Origin of the sequence: Actinoallomurus sp. NBC_01490 (genome assembly GCF_036227085.1) — a bacterium.
Classification (GTDB): domain Bacteria; phylum Actinomycetota; class Actinomycetes; order Streptosporangiales; family Streptosporangiaceae; genus Actinoallomurus; species Actinoallomurus oryzae.
This window is the reverse complement of the sequence record NZ_CP109433.1, coordinates 1,075,609-1,093,150: the sequence shown is the minus strand read 5'-3', so window position 1 is coordinate 1,093,150 and position 17,542 is coordinate 1,075,609. Positions and strand designations below refer to the sequence as shown.

Below are 17,542 nucleotides of genomic sequence, written 5' to 3'. Positions count from 1 at the left end.
GCCTTCGTTTCGTGTCTGACAACAGAGACCGGGCCGGCGGGACGGGCGACGTCCGTCACTGGCCCGCATGGTCAAGCGACCCGAAGAACGGGCACGCTGACGCACACAACGAACTGGCAGGATACCGGCCCACTGACGTGCGGGTCAAAGCGGGCGGCTTCCGCCGCCTCCTGCCATCGCTTCGGACGATCATGCGTTCGTCCTTTGTACAGCATATAGCAGGAATTACTCCAGAACGGCGCGCTCGATGGTGGTTAGCACCTCTATAGTGCTGCACCTCCGCAGCCCCCTGGAGGACCCCCTGTCCGCCAAGCGTTCGATCCCCATCAAGCGCAAGGTCCAGGCGTTCGTGATCCTGGCGATCGCGTTCTTCGTCGCGACAGGCTTCGCGGCGAACCGCTACATGACGGCGCACTCCGTAACCGGCGACCAGCCCGCGCAGGACGCGGCCGTGGTCCCCAGCCCGGAGGGCTCGGCCGTCCGGCCGACCACCCTGGCTCCCTCGCCCACCCCCTCCCACAAGCACACGCCCAGCCACCGCCCCGCCGCCAAGGTCGTCAAGCCGAAGAAGAAGCCCTCGACCACGGTGAACGCCGGCTCCGCGGGCGCCCCGGCCAAGAACGTCGCGGCCGAGAACCTCGCCGTACAGCTGACGAACCAGCAGCGGGCCAAGCACGGCTGCTCCGCGCTCCACGTCGACGCGCACCTGCGCACCGCGGCGCGGGCCCACTCGAAGGACATGCGCGTACGGCACTACTTCGAGCACAACTCACCGGACGGCAGGACCCCGTGGGACCGGATCAAGGCGGTCGGCTACAGCCAGCCCGGCGCCGAGAACATCGCCATGGGATACGCCACAGCCCAGGCGGTCGTCGCGGGCTGGATGAAGAGCCCCGGACACCGGGCGAACATCCTGAACTGCAGCCTGAAGGCGGTCGGAATCGGCGTCGAGTACGGCTCTGGAGGGCCGTGGTGGACGCAGGACTTCGGCTTCCGGTAAACCCCTGATCACCTGATACGAGCAGGTAGGGTCGCATTCATGTCTTATCCGGGTGATCAGCAGCAACCCGGCGGCTGGGGGCCCTCCCAGCCGCCGTCGTCGCCGTACGGCCCGGGCGACGACCAGGCAGGACACGGCGGTCCGCCCTCCTTCGGCGGCCCACGAGACGGAGGCTTCGGGCCGGGCGGCGGCGCCGGTGGCGCGGGCGGCTACAGCGGCTCCTTCGGCGACGACCCCTCGTTCGGCGACGAGCGTCCCCCGTCGTACGGCAACGCCTTCGAGCCGAACCCCTCCTACGACTCCTACGACGAGGGCGCCGAACCCTACGGCGGCGGTCCGGGCGACTACGGTCCGGGCGATGACTTCGGCTCGGGTTCGGGCTCGGGCTCCGGCCGCAAGCGGCTACTCATCGGCGCGGCGATCGCGGTGGGCGTCATCGTGGTCGCCGGCGGCGCGGCCTTCGCGATCACGTCCGGAGGCGACGACAAGCCCAAGACGGAGGCGGCTCCGTCCTCGGCGCCTCCCGCCACGCCGACGCCGACTCCCACGCCGTCTCCCACCGAGACCGGGCGCGGCGACCGCCTCCAGAGCCGCGCGACCGACCCCAAGCTCCTCACACTGAACGAGATCTTCAAGGACCGGTCGTTCAAGGCCGGCGGCCGCCGTTACCTCATGACGGCACGGCGCTCGGAGCGCAAGTGCTCACCGCCGACGCACGGCACGAAGTTCCGCAAGGCCCTCGCGAGGGGCGGCTGCAACCAGGTGCTGCGGGCGACCTTCAGCAACGGCAAGCTGATCGGCACGATCGGTGTGATCAATCTCAGGACCCAGGCCGCGGCCACGTCGGCTCAGACCGCGTCGAAGTCCAAGGACGCGTTCGTCCTCGCGCTGCCGGGCACCGGCACCACCAAGAAGATCGGCCAGGGCCTGTCGCTGACCACCACCGAGGTGAACGGCCACTACCTGATCATGAGCTGGGTGCAGTACCCGAGCGGCAAGAAGATCGCCACGAGCGACTACTCGGCCGTGAAGTCGTTCGTGAAGTACACGACGTACGGCAGCAATCTGCGCACGGCCCTGAACTATCGGTCAATGGAGGGCAAACCGGCATAAGGTTTGCCTTCACCTAATACTCTGGTGACTCATGTCTGGCCATGACGAGACTTTCCTTCCTCCCGACGAGGAGGAAGCGAAGCTTCCGCCGCAACCGCCGACAGACGCTCCGCCACACTTCGGACAGGGCCCGGCCGCCAAGAGGCCGTCAGTCGTTTTCCAGACCGCCGACACACGCCCGGGCATGCCGGGCTTCTCCGGATCGTCGGTGGCATCCGACGCCGAGGAGACCATGACCCCGCCCTTCCCGCGCCCCGGCGCCCCCACGCCGGACGCCCACCAGCCCACCCCGCCCTCGCACCCGGCGCAGGACTCATCCCCACAGAACACCACGAACGGCGCCGCATCGGACGACGGGCACACCACCCCCTCCACACCACCGCCGAACGGCCTCCCCGGCTCGGCGCCCACGAGCGGCCCGTACGGCGCCACACCGCCGTCCGGCGTGCCAGGCGACGCGAGCGGCCCCACCGGCTCAGGCGCCCCGTACGGCGCCACGCCGCCGCCCGGTTTCCCGGGTGACACCAGCGGCGCTCCGCACGACACCACTCCGCCACCGGGGTTCGCCGGCGCGGCGGGCGAGACCGGCCGGACGCCTCCGCAGGAGCCACCCGTGCCGGAGGCCGAGCGCACCGTCACCGACGAGCCGAACGCCGCGCAGGAGGCCGCTCCGGGCGACCTCCCCGAGGCGGAACGGACCGTGGCCGACGACGTCCCGCCGTCCGGGGCCTCGGCAGAGGCCGCTACCGGTGCGACCGGACAGCGAACGGTGGCCATCCTGAAGATCCCCACGAACGGGGCGACGACCAGCGCCCCGGGCCCCGAGCTCGAACCCGACGCGATCCTGCCGCCCGGCACGCCGCCGCAGGCGCCGCCCGACCCGCCGCCGCCCGACCCGCACGCCACCACGACCGGTCCGATCCCCAGGCTCGGCCCCGGGGCGTCGTTCCCCGGCGGTCCCGGCGGGCCCCCGCCCCAGGGCGGCGGCACCGGAGGGGTCTCAGGGGCCCGTAGAGCGCTGCTCGTGGCCGGTGGACTCGTGGCCGCCCTCGTACTCGGGGGCGGCGGTGCGCTGGCCGTCACGCAGCTCTCCGGCGGTACGGCGAAGGAGCACAAGGTCGCCGACCCGCAGCCGCCGACCCCGACGCAGGTGCGGCCGACGCCCACGCCGACCCCGTCGAAGACCAAGGCCAAGCACAAGCCCAAGCACGTGCCGGTCGACATCCGCGACGAGAAGACCGATCCCAAGCCGCTGACCGTCCACGAGGTCTTCCCGGCCAAGACGCTGACACTGGCGAAACAGAAGTTCACCCGGGCCAAGGCGGTCATCAACGACCATTGCTCCCTGGCCGCCAACGGGCCGTTCGCCACCGAGCTGACCCGCCAGCACTGCCGCCGGGTCGTCCGCGCGACGTTCGTCTCGGCGGACAAGAAGGTGGCCGTGACGACCGGCATCGCGGTGATGCCGACGGACGCCGCCGCCAAGGCCGTCCTGAAGGTCCAGGACCCGGCGCACTACGAGTGGTTCCGCGGAATGAAGGCCACCGGCGCCCCGAAGATCGACCACGCCGGCGGCTTCGCCGCGAGCACGGTGCGCGGGCGCTACATCAGCTACGCGTACGCGACGTACGCCGACGGTCACAAGCCGGCCGCCGACGACGACACGCTGAAGAAGGTCGGCACCGCGTTCCGCGACTCGACCGCCCGTCCCATCGAACGGCGCGACGACAAGCACTGACCGCCGGGGTGCTCCCAGGCCCCGTCGTCCGGCCGCGGGCCTGGGAACCACCGGCCGCCCGACCGGGCGGCGAGTCGTGAGACAGGTCAGCTGGCGTGGCGTTCCTCGGGGGCGCTCCCGCCGAGGACCCGGATGCGGCGCGTCTCCTGGGCACGGTCGGCCAGGTGCGCGGCGTCCGGGTAGGTCACCTCTTCCAGCGACAGACCGTACGGCGGGAGCACCTGCACGGCGGAGTCGCGCCGTCCGCCGGCGAGCACCTCGGCCGGCCACTCGATGGGACGGCGGCTGTCGCCGACCGAGATCAGCGCGCCGACCAGCGCCCGCACCATCGAGTGGCAGAAGGCGTCCGCCTCGATGGTCGCGACGGCGATGTTCCCGGCCTCGCGGGCCCAGTCGCAGCGCAGCAGCCGCCGGATGGTCGTGGCGCCCTCGCGGCGACGGCAGTACGCCGCGAAGTCGTTCTCGCCGAGCAGCAGCGCCGCCGCGGCGTTCATCCGGTCGAGGTCGAGCGGCCGCGGGTGCCACAGCACCTCGTGCCGGCGCATCGGGTCGACGCCGATCGGGTTGTCGCACACCCGGTAGGCGTAGCGCCGCGACAGCGCCGAGAACCGCGCGTCGAAGCCCTCCGGCGCCTGGCCGATGCGCCAGATCCGGATGTCGGCGGGCAGCACGCCCGCGAGGCGCCGCGGCAGGGTCCCGGTGACCGGGTAGTAGGCCGCGACCGGGACGACCACGTGCGCCACCTGACCGCGGGCGTGCACCCCGGCGTCCGTACGGCCCGCCACGGTCAGCACCGGCGGCGGGTCCAGGCGGAGCACGCGTCCCAGAGCCTCTTCGATGACACCCTGAACCGTCCGCTGGTTGGGCTGGCGGGCCCAGCCCGCGAAGTCCGACCCGTCGTAACCGATGTCGAGCCGGAGTCGTACGAGAGCGGTCATGGCATCGGGAGATGGCTCAGGCGGCCGTTCGTCCATGTCGGTTGCCCTCCGGGCCCCGCCGTTCGGCGGTGACCCCGTGTCCATGCTCTCCGTGTCCTGGCCATTCCACAACTCTCCCAAAGATCGAGCCCGCCGTCCCGTAGGGCACGGCGGGCTCGTGACCAAGCGTGAGTTACTTCTTGTCCTCGGCCTCGTCTGCTTCCTCGGCCGGAGCGCTGTCCTGCGCCTCCTCGGCCTCCTCGGCCTCGGCGGCGGCCGGCTCCTCGGCCGGGGTCTCGGCCTCGGCGGCCGGCTCCTCGGCCTTGGCGGGCGCGGCGGCCTGCGCCGGACGCCCGGTGGTCACGGCCGCCATCGGCTCGTCGACCAGCTCGATCAGGGCCATCGGAGCGCTGTCGCCCTTGCGCGGGCCGAGCTTGGTGATCCGCGTGTAACCGCCGGGGCGGTTCTCGAAGCGCGGGCCGATCTCGGTGAACAGCGTGTGGACGACGCTCTTGTCCCGCACGACGGTGAGGACCTGGCGCCGCGCGGCGAGGTCACCGCGCTTGGCCTTGGTGATGAGCTTCTCCGCCAGCGGCCGCAGCCGCCGGGCCTTGGCCTCGGTCGTCGTGATACGGCCGTGCTCGAACAGGGCGGTGGCGAGGTTCGCCAGGATCAGCCGCTGGTGCGCGGGGCTGCCGCCGAGACGAGGGCCCTTGGTGGGCTGGGGCATGAGTGCTTCTCTCCTTGTTCAACCCGCGCCGGCCGTACGAGGTACCGGCGTCGGTCCAGCGAGAGTTCTTCCCGCTGTGTATCGCGGTGTGGGCGGCCCGGAACGGACCGCCCACATCATTTAGTACTGCTCGGTCTCGGCGTAGCTCTGGTCCTCGTCGCCGTAAGAGTCGGCCGCCGCGGTCGGGTCGAACCCGGGCGGGGAGTCCTTCAGCGTGAGGCCCATGTCGTTGAGCTTCTGCTTGACCTCTTCGATCGACTTGGCGCCGAAATTCCTTATATCGAGCAGGTCCTGCTCGCTGCGCGCCACGAGCTCACCCACGGTGTGGATGCCCTCGCGCTTGAGGCAGTTGTAGGACCGGACCGTGAGGTTGAGCTCCTCGATCGGCAGCGCCAGGTCCGCGGCGAGCGCGGCGTCCGTCGGGGACGGGCCCATGTCGATGCCCTCGGCCTCGACGTTGAGCTCGCGCGCCAGCCCGAACAGCTCGACGAGCGTCTTGCCGGCGCTCGCCACCGCGTCGCGCGGCAGCATCGCGGGCTTGGTCTCGACGTCGACGATCAGCCGGTCGAAGTCGGTGCGCTGCTCGACACGCGTCGCCTCGACCTTGTAGGTGACCTTCAGGACCGGCGAGTAGATCGAGTCGATCGGCACCCGGCCGATCTCCTGGCCCGGCTGCTTGTTCTGCGCCGCCGAGACGTAGCCTCGGCCACGCTCGACGGTGAGCTCCATCTCCAGCTTCGCCTTGTTGTTCAGCGTGGCGATGTGCAGCTCGGGGTTGTGCACCTCGACACCGGCCGGCGGCGCGATGTCGGCGGCGGTGACGTCACCGGGCCCCTGCTTGCGGAGGTACATCACGACCGGCTCGTCGTGCTCGGAGGAGACGACGAGCTCCTTGAGGTTCAGGATGATGTCGGTGACATCCTCCTTGACCCCCGGGATCGTGGAGAACTCGTGCAGCACGCCCTCGATGCGGATGCTGGTGACCGCGGCACCCGGGATCGAGGACAGGAGCGTACGGCGGAGCGAGTTGCCGATGGTGTAGCCGAAGCCCGGCTCCAGCGGCTCGATGGTGAACCGCGACCGGAACTCGTCGACCTGCTCCTCGGTGAGGGTCGGTCGCTGTGCGATGAGCATTTCAGAACATCCTTTCCGCGGCGCCCGCTATTTGACTGCCGCGACCTTGCGTTCGGCGGGCGTACGCCGCAGAGGCGCACGCCCGCCCGAGCCGTACGTCAGCGCTTGGCGTACCACTCGACGATGAGCTGCTCCTGGACCGGCGCGTCGATGTGCTGGCGGACCGGGAGCGAGTGCACGAGGATGCGCATCTTCTCGGGCGCGACCTCGATCCATGCCGGGACCGGACGCTCGCCGGCCTCGGCGCGCGCGACCACGAACGGGGTCTGCTCGAGGCTCTTCTGCTTCACCTCGATGATGTCCCGCTCGCTGACGCGGTACGACGGGATGTCGACCTTCTTGCCGTTCACCAGGAAGTGACCGTGGCGCACCAGCTGGCGGGCCATGTCACGGCTCTTGGCGTAGCCGGCACGGTAGATCACGTTGTCGAGGCGGCGCTCGAGCAGGGACAGGAGGTTCTCACCCGTCTTGCCCTGGCGGCGGTTCGCCTCTTTGTAGTAGTTGACGAACTGGGCCTCGAGGACCCCGTAGATGCGACGGGCCTTCTGCTTCTCCCGGAGCTGGAGCATGTGCTCGCTCTCCTTGGGACGGCCACGGCCGTGCTCACCCGGCGGGTAGGGCCGGATCTCGATCGGGCACTTCGGCCCGTCGCACTTGCTGCCCTTGAGGAACAGCTTCATCTTCTCGCGGCGGCACAGCTTGCAGTCCGCGCCGGTGTATCGAGCCATCTCTCTCTTCCTAACTCAGACGCGGCGGCGCTTGGGCGGCCGGCAGCCGTTGTGCGGGACCGGGGTGACGTCCTGGATGGAACCGACCTCGAGGCCGGTCGCCTGCAGCGACCGGATCGCGGTCTCGCGGCCCGAGCCCGGGCCCTTCACGAAGACGTCGACCTTGCGCATGCCGTGCTCCATGGCGCGGCGCGCGGCGGCCTCAGCGGCCATCTGAGCGGCGAACGGCGTCGACTTACGCGAGCCCTTGAAGCCCACGTGGCCGGCGCTGGCCCAGGAGATCACGGCGCCCATCGGGTCCGTGATCGTGACGATGGTGTTGTTGAACGTGCTCTTGATGTGGGCATGCCCGTGAGCGACGTTCTTCTTTTCCTTGCGGCGCACCTTCTTGGCGCCGGTGCGGCTCTTAGGCGGCATCTGCTCTCAAGTCTCCTGGAGGTCGTCGATCCGACGGTCCGGCACGTGGCCGGGCGGCGGACTACTTCTTGCCGGCCTTCTTCTTGCCGGCCACGGTCTTCTTCTTGCCCTTGCGCGTACGGGCGTTGGTCTGCGTGCGCTGGCCGTGGACCGGCAGCCCGCGGCGGTGGCGGATGCCCTGGTAGCACCCGATCTCGATCTTGCGACGGATGTCCGCCTGGATCTCGCGGCGGAGGTCACCCTCGATCTTGTAGTTCGCGTCGATCCAGTCGCGGAGCTGCACCAGCTCGTCGTCGCCGAGCTCGTGGACCCGGCGGTCACCGCTGATGCCGGTCTCCTTGAGGGTCTCGAGCGCGCGGGTGCGGCCGATGCCGAAGATGTAGGTAAGAGCGACCTCGAGGCGCTTTTCGCGCGGGAGGTCGACGCCGAGGAGGCGTGCCATCTCGGGCAGTTCCCTTCTGTTTCACGGAGGTCTGCGCTCCGCACCCCCACCTGCCCGGGTGAGGCCCCGGCCTCCGACCGGGGGTCGCTCCCGAAAGGGAGCCGCGGAACGATGATGTTGTCGAGCTGTGCCTAGTAGGTCATCAGCCCTGGCGCTGCTTGTGGCGCGGGTCGTCGCAGATGACCATGACCCGGCCGTGCCGGCGGATGACGCGGCACTTGCTGCAGATCTTCTTGACGCTCGGCTTGACCTTCACTGGGTCTCCTCATAGCAGGGTCACCCCCGCGCTGCCAGACGCGGGGAAGGCAACCCCAGTGGGTGGTTTTACTTGTAGCGGTAGACGATCCGGCCGCGGGTGAGGTCGTACGGACTCAGTTCAACGACCACACGGTCATCGGGAAGGATCCGGATGTAGTGCATCCGCATCTTCCCACTGATGTGAGCGAGAACCTTGTGCCCGTTGTCCAGCTCCACCCGGAACATGGCGTTCGGGAGAGACTCGACGACGGTGCCTTCGATCTCGATGGCCCCTTCTTTTTTGGGCATGTCCTCCGCGCTTCACTGATCGGTTCGTCAGGAGAACGGCCCTCGCGGCGCCCCGAAGCACGCAGAGCATGCGGACATGAGCCGACACAGGACCGACAAAGAAGTGTACGTCACCAGCCGCGAGAATGTGAAATCGGCGCGATTCCTCACCAGACCGGCCCGGTGGTGGTCCGCCGAGCCGGCATCGTGGCCATGCCACTCCTCGGGGAGTCTCAACGCACGAGTGGCCATGGTGATTCCCCACGCGCTCGTGGTCGGCTGGGGAACCATGACGATCCTCGCGCAACTCAGCGATCTTCACCTGACCGTCGACGACCCCACCCGCGTACGCTCGCTGCGCACCGCCCTGGCCGCGCTGCTCGCCCTCGCCACGCGGCCCGACGCGGTGGTCCTCACCGGCGACCTGACGGACCACGGCCGCCCCGAGGAGTACGCGCTCCTCCGCGACGAGCTCGCGCGCCTGCCGATCCCCGCGCATCCGCTGCCCGGCAACCACGACGACGTCGCCGCGCTGCTGGCGGCCTTCCCCGCGATCCCGGCGGCGAGCTACGCGGTGACCGTGGCCGGCGTCCGGCTGCTGTGCTGCGATTCGACCGTTCCGGGCCAGGACGGCGGCGCGCTGTCGGATCCGGAGTGGCTGGACGCCGCCCTCGCCGAGGAGCCCGAGGCCCCGTCGGTCGTGGCCATGCACCACCCGCCGTACGAGATCGGGGTCGGCTGGGTCGACGCCATGGGGCACGCGCGGCCCGAGCGCCTCGCCGACGTGATCGCGCGCCATCCACAGGTCGTCCGCGTCATCGCCGGACACGTGCACGCGGGCTCGGTGCGCGCCTTCGCCGGTACGGTCGCCACGACCTGCCCGAGCACGTACCGCCAGCTGCACGTCGACCCCGGCGGCCGGCCCGCGCTGTCCGACGCGCCGCCCGGCCTGGCGCTGCACCTCATCGACGGCATGAGCGCCGTCACCCACTTCCGGCCGGTGGAGGAGACGCCCGAACCCGTCTGAGAGAGCCCCCGGACAAGGTCAGCGACGGTCGCCGCGGGTGCCGAAGGCCTGCCCGGCCAGCATCACCGCGCCCCAGGGCCCGGCCACCCAGACCCACCAGGGGTACCAGGCACCCGAGGACACCGCCGTGAGCAGCCAGACCACGAAGCACACGAGGTTCACCGCGGCGTACGTGGCCCAGCCCGCCCGCAGGCCCCCGCGCGACAGGCCGCCGCCCATGCGCCGGGCCGGGGTCGACCGCCGCCAGGACGGCACGGGCAGCTCGTACAGGTCCTCTTCGGGCAGGTCCGCGGTGACCTTCTCCAGGTCTCCCAGAGTCCTGGAGGAGTAGACGCCCTCGAGGCGCTCGTTCAGCTCCTCGACGTCGATGCGCCCCTGAGCGCAGTGTTCCCGTAGCGCCGCCGCGACCCGGTCGCGGTCGGCGTCGGAGGCCCGCATCTCAGGGTTGAGCGCCATCCTTGATCCTCTCGTCCCGGCCGAGGAAACCGTGGGACGCACCGCCGTCGAGCGCGGTGAGCACCCAGGGACCGTCCTCGGTGACCGCGAAGGTGTGCTCGAAGTGCGCCGAGCGGGCGCCGTCGCCGGTCACCACCGTCCAGTCGTCGTCCAGCAGGACGGTCGCCGCCGTCCCGAGGTTGACCATCGGCTCGACCGCGAAGCACATGCCGGAAGACAGGCGCGGCCCGTGCCCGGCCTCGCCGTAGTTGGGCACCGGAGGGTCCATGTGCATCTGCGTACCGATCCCATGGCCGACGTACTCTTCGACGATGCCATAGTCGCCCTGATCGCGCACATATGTCTCGACCGCGTGGCCGATGTCGCTCAGGCGGGCGTCGACCAGGCCGGCGGCGATGCCGCGCCACATCGACTCCTCGCAGACCTCCAGGAGCCGCTGGAGGTCCGGTGTGATCTCCCCGACCGGCACCGTCACGGCCGAGTCGCCGTGCCAGCCGTCGACGATGGCACCGCAGTCGATGGAGATGATGTCGCCGTCGCGCAGGACCTTGTCGGCGCTGGGGATGCCGTGGACGATCTCCTCGTTCACCGAGGTGCAGATCGTGGCGGGGAAACCCTGGTAGCCCTTGAATGACGGCGTCGCGCCCGCGGAGCGGATGGACTCCTCGGCGATGGCATCGAGGTCGGCCGTGGTGATCCCCGGGCGTACCTCCTCGGTGAGGCGGCGCAAGGTGCGGCCGACGACGAGGCCGGCCTCCCGCATCACCGCGAGTTCGTCGCGCGACTTGATCTGGATGGCCGGCTTACGCTTCTTCCACACTCTTCGCTCCGCACGTGGTCCGGGGGTTGGCCTACGAGGACGGCTCCACGCCTGCGGGCCTGCGCCCACCGCCCAGGCGGGCGCGGCAGGCGCTCGGGCGCCGTGCAACGACCGCGAGATCAGGCGGCGAAGCGGCGGAGCGCGGCCAGGGCCCGCTCCGTGACCTCCTCGACGGGCCCGGTGGCGTCGATACCCACCAGAATGCCCTCATCGGCGTAGAACGACGCGAGAGGCGCCGTCTGTTCCTGGTAGACCTCCAGGCGGTGCCGGATGGTCTCCTCGCGGTCGTCGTCGCGCTGGAACAGCTCACCGCCGCAGACGTCGCAGACGCCGTCCTTGGTGGGCGGGTCGAAGGCGACGTGCCAGATGCGCCCGCACTTGCGGCACGTGCGGCGGCCCGACAGCCGGCGTACGACCTCGTCGTCGTCGACCACGAGCTCGAGCACGAGGTCGAGCCTGCGGTCGGTCTCGGACAGGATCTTCTTGAGCGTCTCCGCCTGCGGAACGTTGCGCGGGAAGCCGTCGAGCAGGAAGCCCTCCTGGGCGTCCTCCTCGCCCAACCGGTCACGCACCATGGCGATGGTGACCTCGTCCGGGACGAGGTCACCCCGGTCCATGTACTCCTTGGCCTTACGGCCGAGGGGGGTGTTTCCGCTCACGTTCGCGCGGAAGATGTCACCTGTCGAGATTTTCGGGATTGACAGGTGCGATGCGATGAATTGGGCCTGCGTCCCCTTGCCCGCTCCGGGGGGACCCACGAGCACGATGCGCACTACCGCAGGAAGCCCTCGTAGTTACGTTGCTGGAGTTGGCTCTCGATCTGCTTGACCGTGTCCAGCCCGACACCGACCATGATCAGGATACTCGTGCCACCGAACGGGAAGTTCTGGCTGGCGCCGATGAGACCGAACGCGATCATCGGGATCAAAGAGATGAGCCCGAGGTAGAGCGCGCCCGGCGCCGTGACGCGTGTGAGCACGTAGTCGAGGTACTCGGCGGTCGGCCGGCCCGGACGGATGCCGGGGATGAACCCGCCGTACTTCTTCATGTTGTCGGCCACCTCGGTCGGGTTGAAGGTGATCGCGACGTAGAAGTACGTGAAGAAGATGATCAGGACGAAGTACAGCCCCATGTAGATCGGGTGATCGCCCTTGACGAGGTACTTCGAGATGAAGGTGCTCACCGGGTTGGTGCTGTGCCACATCTGCACCACGAGCTGTGGAAGGTACAGCAGCGACGAGGCGAAGATGACCGGGATGACACCGGCCTGGTTGACCTTGAGCGGAATGTAGGTCGACGTGCCGCCGTACATCCGGCGGCCGACCATCCGCTTGGCGTACTGCACCGGGATGCGGCGCTGCGCCTGCTCGACGAAGACCACGCCGGCGACGATCGCGATACCGACGAGAATGACGATCGCGAAGACGAAGCCGTGCTTGGTCTTGTAGATGTTCCAGAACTCGCTCGGGAAGACCGCGACGACCTGGGTGAAGATCAGGATCGACATGCCGTTGCCGATGCCCTTGTCGGTCACCAGCTCGCCCAGCCACATGATCACCGACGTACCCGCCGTGATCACGATGACCATCGTGACGATGGTGAACCAGCCCTTGTTCCAGAGCAGGTCCTCGGTGCAGCCCTGCAGCAGGTTGCCGGTGCTCGCCATCGCGACGATGCCGGTGCCCTGGAGGACCGCCAGCCCGATCGTCAGGTAACGCGTGTACTGCGTGATCTTCGTGGTGCCGGACTGTCCCTCCTTGCGGAGCGACTCCAGACGCGGGATCACCACGGTCAGCAGCTGCAAGATGATGCTCGCGGTGATGTAGGGCATGATGCCCAGCGCGAAGATCGACAGCTTGAGCAGCGCGCCGCCGCTGAAGAGGTTGACCAAGCCGTAAATATTGCCGTTGGCACCCTTGGTCGCCACATCGACACAACGATGGACGGCGCCCGTGTTCACGCCCGGTGCCGGCAGCGTGGACCCCAGCCGGAACACGGCGATGATGAAGAGCGTGAAGACAAGCTTCTTGCGCAGGTCGGGTGTTCGGAACGCCCGAGTGAACGCGGTCAGCACCATTCCTCCTGCGCGAATTCCGGCCATGAGGCACAATCAGGGCCGCGGATGGGCCCCGGTCGATGGTAGGCGGCGATAGCCGCCGCTCGCACTCTAACAGCCCTTGCATGGGCTGACGCCCCCGCCGGGCCTCGGCGGGGGCGATTCCCACAAGGGCTTGGTCTCACAGTGTTTCGGCGGTGCCCCCGGCACCTGTGATCTTTTCCTTGGCGGAGCCGGAAAAGGCGTGAGCCTTGACCTGCACCGTTACAGAGATGTCACCAGTACCAAGAATCTTTACCGGACGGCCCGAGCGCACCGCGCCCTTGGCGGCGAGGTCGTCGGGCGTCACCTCTCCACCCTCAGGGTAGAGCTCGGCGAGCCGGCCCAGGTTGACGACCTGGTATTCGACACGGAACGGGTTCTTGAAGCCCTTGAGCTTCGGCACCCGCCGGATCAGGGGCATCTGGCCGCCCTCGAACCCGGCCGGCACCGTGCTGCGGGCCTTGGTGCCCTTGGTGCCGCGCCCGGCGGTCTTGCCCTTGGACGCCTCGCCACGGCCCTTACGGGTCTTGGCCTTGTGAGCACCCGGAGCGGGCCGCAGGTGGTGCGGCCGCAGCGGAGTCTCGGCTCCCATGATCAGTCAACCTCCTCGACCGTGACCAGATGGCGCACGGTCTGGATCATCCCGAGCACCTCGGGGCGGTCCTCGCGGACGACGCTCTGGCCGATCCGCTTGAGCCCGAGGGTGCGCAGGGTGTCGCGCTGGTACTGCTTGCCACCGATCCGCGACTTGACCTGCGTGATCTTCAGGTTACTCATGACGCCGCGACCTCCTGCCGGGCCTCGGTGCCGGCGGCACGGGCCTTCAGCATGGCGGCGGGGGCGACGTCCTCGATCGGCAGGCCGCGCTTGGCCGCGATCTCCTCCGGCCGGCTGAGCTGCTTCAGCGCCGCCACCGTCGCGTGGACGATGTTGATGGCGTTGGACGAGCCCAGCGACTTGGACAGGACGTCGTGGATGCCCGCGCACTCCAGCACGGCGCGGACCGGGCCACCCGCGATGACACCGGTACCGGGGCTGGCCGGCTTCAGCAGGACGACGCCCGCCGCCTCCTCGCCCTGGCTGGTGTGCGGGATGGTGCCCTGGATCCGCGGCACCTTGAAGAAGTGCTTCTTGGCCTCCTCGACACCCTTGGCGATCGCCGCGGGCACCTCCTTGGCCTTGCCGTAGCCGACACCCACGGTGCCGTTGCCGTCGCCCACCACGACCAGCGCGGTGAAGCTGAAGCGCCGGCCGCCCTTGACGACCTTGGCGACGCGGTTGATCGCTACGACACGCTCGATGTACGACTGGCCCTTGTCGGCGCCACCCCGGCGATCATCACGCCGGTCGCGCCGCTCGCCGCCGCCACGACGTGGTGCTGCCATTAGTGGTTCCTCTTCTCGTCCGTCGGTTGCAGTGAGCGGGCCATCAGAGCTCCAGCCCACCCTCGCGGGCACCGTCGGCCAGAGCCGCGATGCGACCGTGGTACCGGTGCCCGGCGCGGTCGAAGACGACGGCGCCGATGCCGGCCTCCTTGGCCCGCTCCGCCAGCAGTTCGCCGACCTTGCGCGCCTTGGCCGTCTTGTCGCCCTCGCTCGTACGGAGCGTGGAGTCGAGCGTCGACGCGGACACCAGCGTGTGGCCGGCGATGTCGTCGATGATCTGCGCGGACATGTGCTTCGCCGACTTGGTCACGACCAGCCGCGGCCGCTCGGCGCTGCCCTGGATCTTCTTGCGGACGCGCAGGTGCCGACGGGCCCGGGACGCCGCGCGCGCCGAGGTCCGCTTGCGGACCTGGGTCTTGCTCACAGGCACGACTACTTACCAGCCTTTCCGACCTTGCGGCGGATCTGCTCGCCTTGGTAGCGCACGCCCTTGCCCTTGTACGGGTCCGGCTTGCGCAGCTTGCGGATGTTCGCGGCGACCTCGCCGACCTTCTGCTTGTCGATGCCCTCGACCACGAACTGGGTCGGCCGCTCGACACGGAAGGTGATGCCGGCCGGCGGCTCCACCGTGATCGGGTGGCTGAAGCCGAGGGAGAACTCGAGGTTGCTGCCCTTGGCCTGAACGCGGTAACCGACGCCGACGATCTCCAGCGTCTTGCTGTAGCCCTCGGTCACGCCGATGACCATGTTGTGGATCAGCGTCCGGGTCAGGCCGTGCAGGGCACGGACCGGTCCCTCGTCGCTGGGGCGACCGACCTTGATCTGACCGTCCTCCTGGACGACCTCGATCGGCCGGGCAACCTTGTGCTTGAGCTCGCCCTTGGGGCCCTTGACCGTGACGTCCTGGCCGTCGACCTTGATGTCGACGCCGCTGGGGACGGGGATGGGCAGACGTCCAATGCGCGACATGCTGTTTTCCCTCCCCTCTTACCAGACGTAGGCGAGGACTTCCCCGCCCACACCGCTCTTGCCGGCCTGCCGGTCGGTCATCAGGCCCGAGGACGTCGAGATGATCGCGACGCCGAGACCACCGAGGACCTTGGGCAGGTTGTCCTTCTTCGCGTAGACCCGCAGGCCCGGCTTGGAAACCCGCTTGAGCCCGGCGATCGAACGCTCACGGCTCGGGCCGAACTTGAGGTCGACCACCAGCTTCTTGCCGACCTCGGCGTCCTCGACGCTCCACCCCGAGATGTAGCCCTCCTGCTGGAGGATCTCGGCGATGTGCGCCTTGATCTTCGAGTACGGCATCGCCACGGTGTCGTGGTACGCCGAATTCGCGTTCCGCAGACGTGTCAGCATGTCTGCGATCGGGTCGGTCATCGTCATGGCCTACTGGGCCCTCCTCGCCGCGGTTTCCACGCATCGTCCGCGCGGACCTTCGACGTGGTCGTGGGTGCCTTGCTCAGGCACCCGGTTGGTCATTATCGCCTGTTGTCTTGAATGCAGTCCGGCTTACCAGCTGGACTTGGTGATGCCGGGCAGCTCGCCGCGGTGCGCCATCTCCCGGAAGCAGATCCGGCACAGGCCGAACTTGCGGAAGACCGCGCGCGGACGCCCACAGCGCGAGCACCGAGTGTAGGCGCGCACCGAGTGCTTGGGCTTCCGGTTCGCCTTGGCGATCAGAGCCTTCTTCGCCATCTGTCAGTTCTCCTTGAAGGGGAAGCCCAGGTGCCGAAGAAGCGCCCGACCCTCCTCGTCGGTCTTGGCGGTGGTCACGATCGTGATGTCCATACCGCGCTGCCGGTCGACCTTGTCCGGGTCGATCTCGTGGAACATCACCTGCTCGGTGAGCCCGAAGGTGTAGTTGCCGTTGCCGTCGAAGTGCTTCGGCGACAGGCCACGGAAGTCACGGATGCGCGGCAGGGCCAGCGACAGCAGCCGGTCGAGGAACTCCCACATACGGTCACCGCGGAGCGTGACGTGAGCGCCGATCGGCATACCCTCGCGCAGCTTGAACTGCGCGATCGACTTCTTCGCACGGGCCACGGCCGGCTTCTGCCCGGTGATGGTCGTCAGGTCGCGCACCGCGCCCTCGATGACCTTCGAGTCGCGGGCGGCGTCACCGACGCCCATGTTGACCTTGATCTTGGTCAACCCGGGGATCTGCATGACGTTCGCGTAGCCGAACTCGTCGCGCATCGCCTTGGCGATCTCGTCGCGGTAGCGCTGCTTGAGCCGCGGCTGCACGGTCTCCTGGGTGGTCGTGTCGGCGGTCATCAGATGTCCTTACCGGTACGGCGCGAGATGCGAACCTTCGTGCCGTCTTCGTCGAATCGGTAACCGACGCGGGTGGGCTTGCCGTCCTCGACCAGCGCCACGTTGCTGACGTGGATCGAGGCCTCCTTGGTGACGACCCCGCCGTCCTTGGCGCCGCGCGGTCCCTGGTTGGTCTCCTTGGTGTGACGCTTAACCAGGTTGACGCCCTCGACGATCACGCGCTCGCGATTCGGGTCGGCGGCGATGACCTTGCCGGTCGCGCCCTTGTCCTTGCCGGCGATGACGATGACGTCATCACCCTTCTTGATCTTCATCAGAGCACCTCCGGCGCGAGCGAGATGATGCGCATGAACCTCTTGTCGCGCAGCTCCCGGCCGACCGGCCCGAAGATACGCGTACCGCGCGGGTCTCCGCCGTCCCTGATGAGCACAGCCGCGTTCTCGTCGAAGCGGATGTAGGAGCCGTCGGGACGGCGGCGCTCCTTGCGGGTGCGCACGACGACGGCCTTAACGACATCACCCTTCTTCACGCCGGCACCGGGAAGGGCGTCCTTCACGGTCGCGACGATGATGTCGCCGATGCCCGCATAGCGCCGACCCGAGCCACCGAGAACCCGGATGCAAAGGATCTCCTTGGCACCCGTGTTGTCGGCGACCTTGAGTCGCGACTCCTGCTGGATCACGTCAACTCCTGTTATTCTCGCCGGTTCTCTTTCGAGCCTGGCGGATTCGATCC

The 17,542-nt window shown here is 68.9% G+C and carries 26 protein-coding genes; 4 read left to right on the top strand and 22 right to left on the bottom strand.

Going from position 1 to position 17,542, the window contains the following annotated elements:
• Positions 1-268 precede the first annotated feature (268 nt).
• From OG417_RS05645 to OG417_RS05635, 3 genes are all read left to right on the top strand, one after another.
• Complete coding sequence (locus OG417_RS05645; protein WP_329250705.1) at positions 269-1,000, top strand: CAP domain-containing protein; 732 nt, start codon at positions 269-271, stop codon at positions 998-1,000.
• Between the two features lie 39 nt (positions 1,001-1,039).
• Complete coding sequence (locus OG417_RS05640; RefSeq protein WP_329250702.1) at positions 1,040-2,113, top strand: hypothetical protein; 1,074 nt, start codon at positions 1,040-1,042, stop codon at positions 2,111-2,113.
• 208 nt (positions 2,114-2,321) lie between these two features.
• Entirely contained in the window at positions 2,322-3,851 is a 1,530-nt protein-coding gene (locus tag OG417_RS05635) for a hypothetical protein (RefSeq protein WP_329250699.1), read from the top strand.
• Positions 3,852-3,937: 86 nt separating this feature from the next.
• Here the strand turns inward: OG417_RS05635 and truA are convergent, their stop codons facing one another.
• The 8 genes from truA to infA form a co-directional block, all read right to left on the bottom strand.
• Positions 3,938-4,789, bottom strand: a complete 852-nt coding sequence (gene truA, locus OG417_RS05630) for a tRNA pseudouridine(38-40) synthase TruA (RefSeq protein ID WP_329250696.1) — start codon at positions 4,787-4,789, stop codon at positions 3,938-3,940.
• Between the two features lie 172 nt (positions 4,790-4,961).
• Positions 4,962-5,498 (bottom strand): 50S ribosomal protein L17, encoded by a 537-nt coding sequence (gene rplQ, locus OG417_RS05625; RefSeq protein ID WP_329250693.1) that lies wholly within the window; start codon positions 5,496-5,498, stop codon positions 4,962-4,964.
• A gap of 120 nt (positions 5,499-5,618) precedes the next feature.
• Positions 5,619-6,632 carry a DNA-directed RNA polymerase subunit alpha gene (locus tag OG417_RS05620; RefSeq protein ID WP_329250690.1) on the bottom strand — a complete coding sequence of 338 codons (1,014 nt, stop codon included), beginning with the start codon at positions 6,630-6,632 and terminating at the stop codon, positions 5,619-5,621.
• Positions 6,633-6,730: 98 nt separating this feature from the next.
• Entirely contained in the window at positions 6,731-7,360 is a 630-nt protein-coding gene (rpsD, locus tag OG417_RS05615; RefSeq protein WP_329250687.1) for a 30S ribosomal protein S4, read from the bottom strand.
• 15 nt (positions 7,361-7,375) lie between these two features.
• Complete coding sequence (gene rpsK / locus OG417_RS05610; protein WP_285582658.1) at positions 7,376-7,777, bottom strand: 30S ribosomal protein S11; 402 nt, start codon at positions 7,775-7,777, stop codon at positions 7,376-7,378.
• 61 nt (positions 7,778-7,838) lie between these two features.
• Positions 7,839-8,219 (bottom strand): 30S ribosomal protein S13, encoded by a 381-nt coding sequence (gene rpsM / locus OG417_RS05605; protein ID WP_329250685.1) that lies wholly within the window; start codon positions 8,217-8,219, stop codon positions 7,839-7,841.
• A gap of 142 nt (positions 8,220-8,361) precedes the next feature.
• A complete protein-coding gene (gene rpmJ / locus OG417_RS05600) occupies positions 8,362-8,475 on the bottom strand; it encodes a 50S ribosomal protein L36 (protein ID WP_141956754.1) in 114 nt (37 codons plus the stop codon).
• Between the two features lie 68 nt (positions 8,476-8,543).
• A complete protein-coding gene (gene infA / locus OG417_RS05595) occupies positions 8,544-8,765 on the bottom strand; it encodes a translation initiation factor IF-1 (RefSeq protein ID WP_067912209.1) in 222 nt (73 codons plus the stop codon).
• A 229-nt stretch (positions 8,766-8,994) separates the two neighbouring features.
• On the opposite strand from infA, the gene OG417_RS05590 reads away from it, so the two are divergent.
• Entirely contained in the window at positions 8,995-9,771 is a 777-nt protein-coding gene (locus OG417_RS05590; RefSeq protein ID WP_329250683.1) for a metallophosphoesterase, read from the top strand.
• 18 nt (positions 9,772-9,789) lie between these two features.
• Here the strand turns inward: OG417_RS05590 and OG417_RS05585 are convergent, their stop codons facing one another.
• From OG417_RS05585 to rplN, 14 genes are all read right to left on the bottom strand, one after another.
• Positions 9,790-10,227 carry a DUF1707 SHOCT-like domain-containing protein gene (locus OG417_RS05585; protein ID WP_329250680.1) on the bottom strand — a complete coding sequence of 146 codons (438 nt, stop codon included), beginning with the start codon at positions 10,225-10,227 and terminating at the stop codon, positions 9,790-9,792.
• Positions 10,211-11,047 (bottom strand): type I methionyl aminopeptidase, encoded by an 837-nt coding sequence (gene map / locus OG417_RS05580; RefSeq protein WP_329250678.1) that lies wholly within the window; start codon positions 11,045-11,047, stop codon positions 10,211-10,213. The genes OG417_RS05585 and map overlap by 17 nt, the downstream gene beginning before the upstream one ends.
• Before the next feature lie 119 nt (positions 11,048-11,166).
• Positions 11,167-11,820, bottom strand: coding sequence for an adenylate kinase (locus tag OG417_RS05575; RefSeq protein ID WP_329250677.1), 654 nt, complete (start codon positions 11,818-11,820; stop codon positions 11,167-11,169).
• Positions 11,820-13,121 (bottom strand): preprotein translocase subunit SecY, encoded by a 1,302-nt coding sequence (secY, locus tag OG417_RS05570; protein WP_329250675.1) that lies wholly within the window; start codon positions 13,119-13,121, stop codon positions 11,820-11,822. The genes OG417_RS05575 and secY overlap by 1 nt, the downstream gene beginning before the upstream one ends.
• 163 nt (positions 13,122-13,284) lie before the next feature.
• Positions 13,285-13,737 (bottom strand): 50S ribosomal protein L15, encoded by a 453-nt coding sequence (gene rplO, locus OG417_RS05565; protein WP_329250672.1) that lies wholly within the window; start codon positions 13,735-13,737, stop codon positions 13,285-13,287.
• 2 nt (positions 13,738-13,739) lie between these two features.
• Positions 13,740-13,922 (bottom strand): 50S ribosomal protein L30, encoded by a 183-nt coding sequence (gene rpmD, locus OG417_RS05560; RefSeq protein ID WP_329250669.1) that lies wholly within the window; start codon positions 13,920-13,922, stop codon positions 13,740-13,742.
• Complete coding sequence (gene rpsE, locus OG417_RS05555) at positions 13,919-14,530, bottom strand: 30S ribosomal protein S5 (RefSeq protein WP_329250666.1); 612 nt, start codon at positions 14,528-14,530, stop codon at positions 13,919-13,921. Before rpsE ends, rpmD begins: the two co-directional genes overlap by 4 nt.
• 43 nt (positions 14,531-14,573) lie before the next feature.
• Positions 14,574-14,954, bottom strand: a complete 381-nt coding sequence (rplR, locus tag OG417_RS05550; protein ID WP_378205481.1) for a 50S ribosomal protein L18 — start codon at positions 14,952-14,954, stop codon at positions 14,574-14,576.
• Positions 14,955-14,962: 8 nt separating this feature from the next.
• Complete coding sequence (rplF, locus tag OG417_RS05545) at positions 14,963-15,499, bottom strand: 50S ribosomal protein L6 (protein ID WP_329250663.1); 537 nt, start codon at positions 15,497-15,499, stop codon at positions 14,963-14,965.
• A gap of 18 nt (positions 15,500-15,517) precedes the next feature.
• The gene (rpsH, locus tag OG417_RS05540; RefSeq protein WP_285582679.1) at positions 15,518-15,916 is read right to left on the bottom strand and encodes a 30S ribosomal protein S8; all 399 of its coding nucleotides are present in this window, start codon (positions 15,914-15,916) and stop codon (positions 15,518-15,520) included.
• A 126-nt stretch (positions 15,917-16,042) separates the two neighbouring features.
• A complete protein-coding gene (locus tag OG417_RS05535) occupies positions 16,043-16,228 on the bottom strand; it encodes a type Z 30S ribosomal protein S14 (RefSeq protein ID WP_285582680.1) in 186 nt (61 codons plus the stop codon).
• Positions 16,229-16,231: 3 nt separating this feature from the next.
• The gene (gene rplE, locus OG417_RS05530; protein ID WP_285625176.1) at positions 16,232-16,807 is read right to left on the bottom strand and encodes a 50S ribosomal protein L5; all 576 of its coding nucleotides are present in this window, start codon (positions 16,805-16,807) and stop codon (positions 16,232-16,234) included.
• Positions 16,807-17,121 carry a 50S ribosomal protein L24 gene (gene rplX, locus OG417_RS05525; RefSeq protein WP_329250660.1) on the bottom strand — a complete coding sequence of 105 codons (315 nt, stop codon included), beginning with the start codon at positions 17,119-17,121 and terminating at the stop codon, positions 16,807-16,809. Before rplX ends, rplE begins: the two co-directional genes overlap by 1 nt.
• On the bottom strand, positions 17,121-17,489 hold the full coding sequence (gene rplN / locus OG417_RS05520; RefSeq protein ID WP_141956740.1) for a 50S ribosomal protein L14: 369 nt from the start codon (positions 17,487-17,489) through the stop codon (positions 17,121-17,123). Before rplN ends, rplX begins: the two co-directional genes overlap by 1 nt.
• Positions 17,490-17,542: the final 53 nt, after the last annotated feature.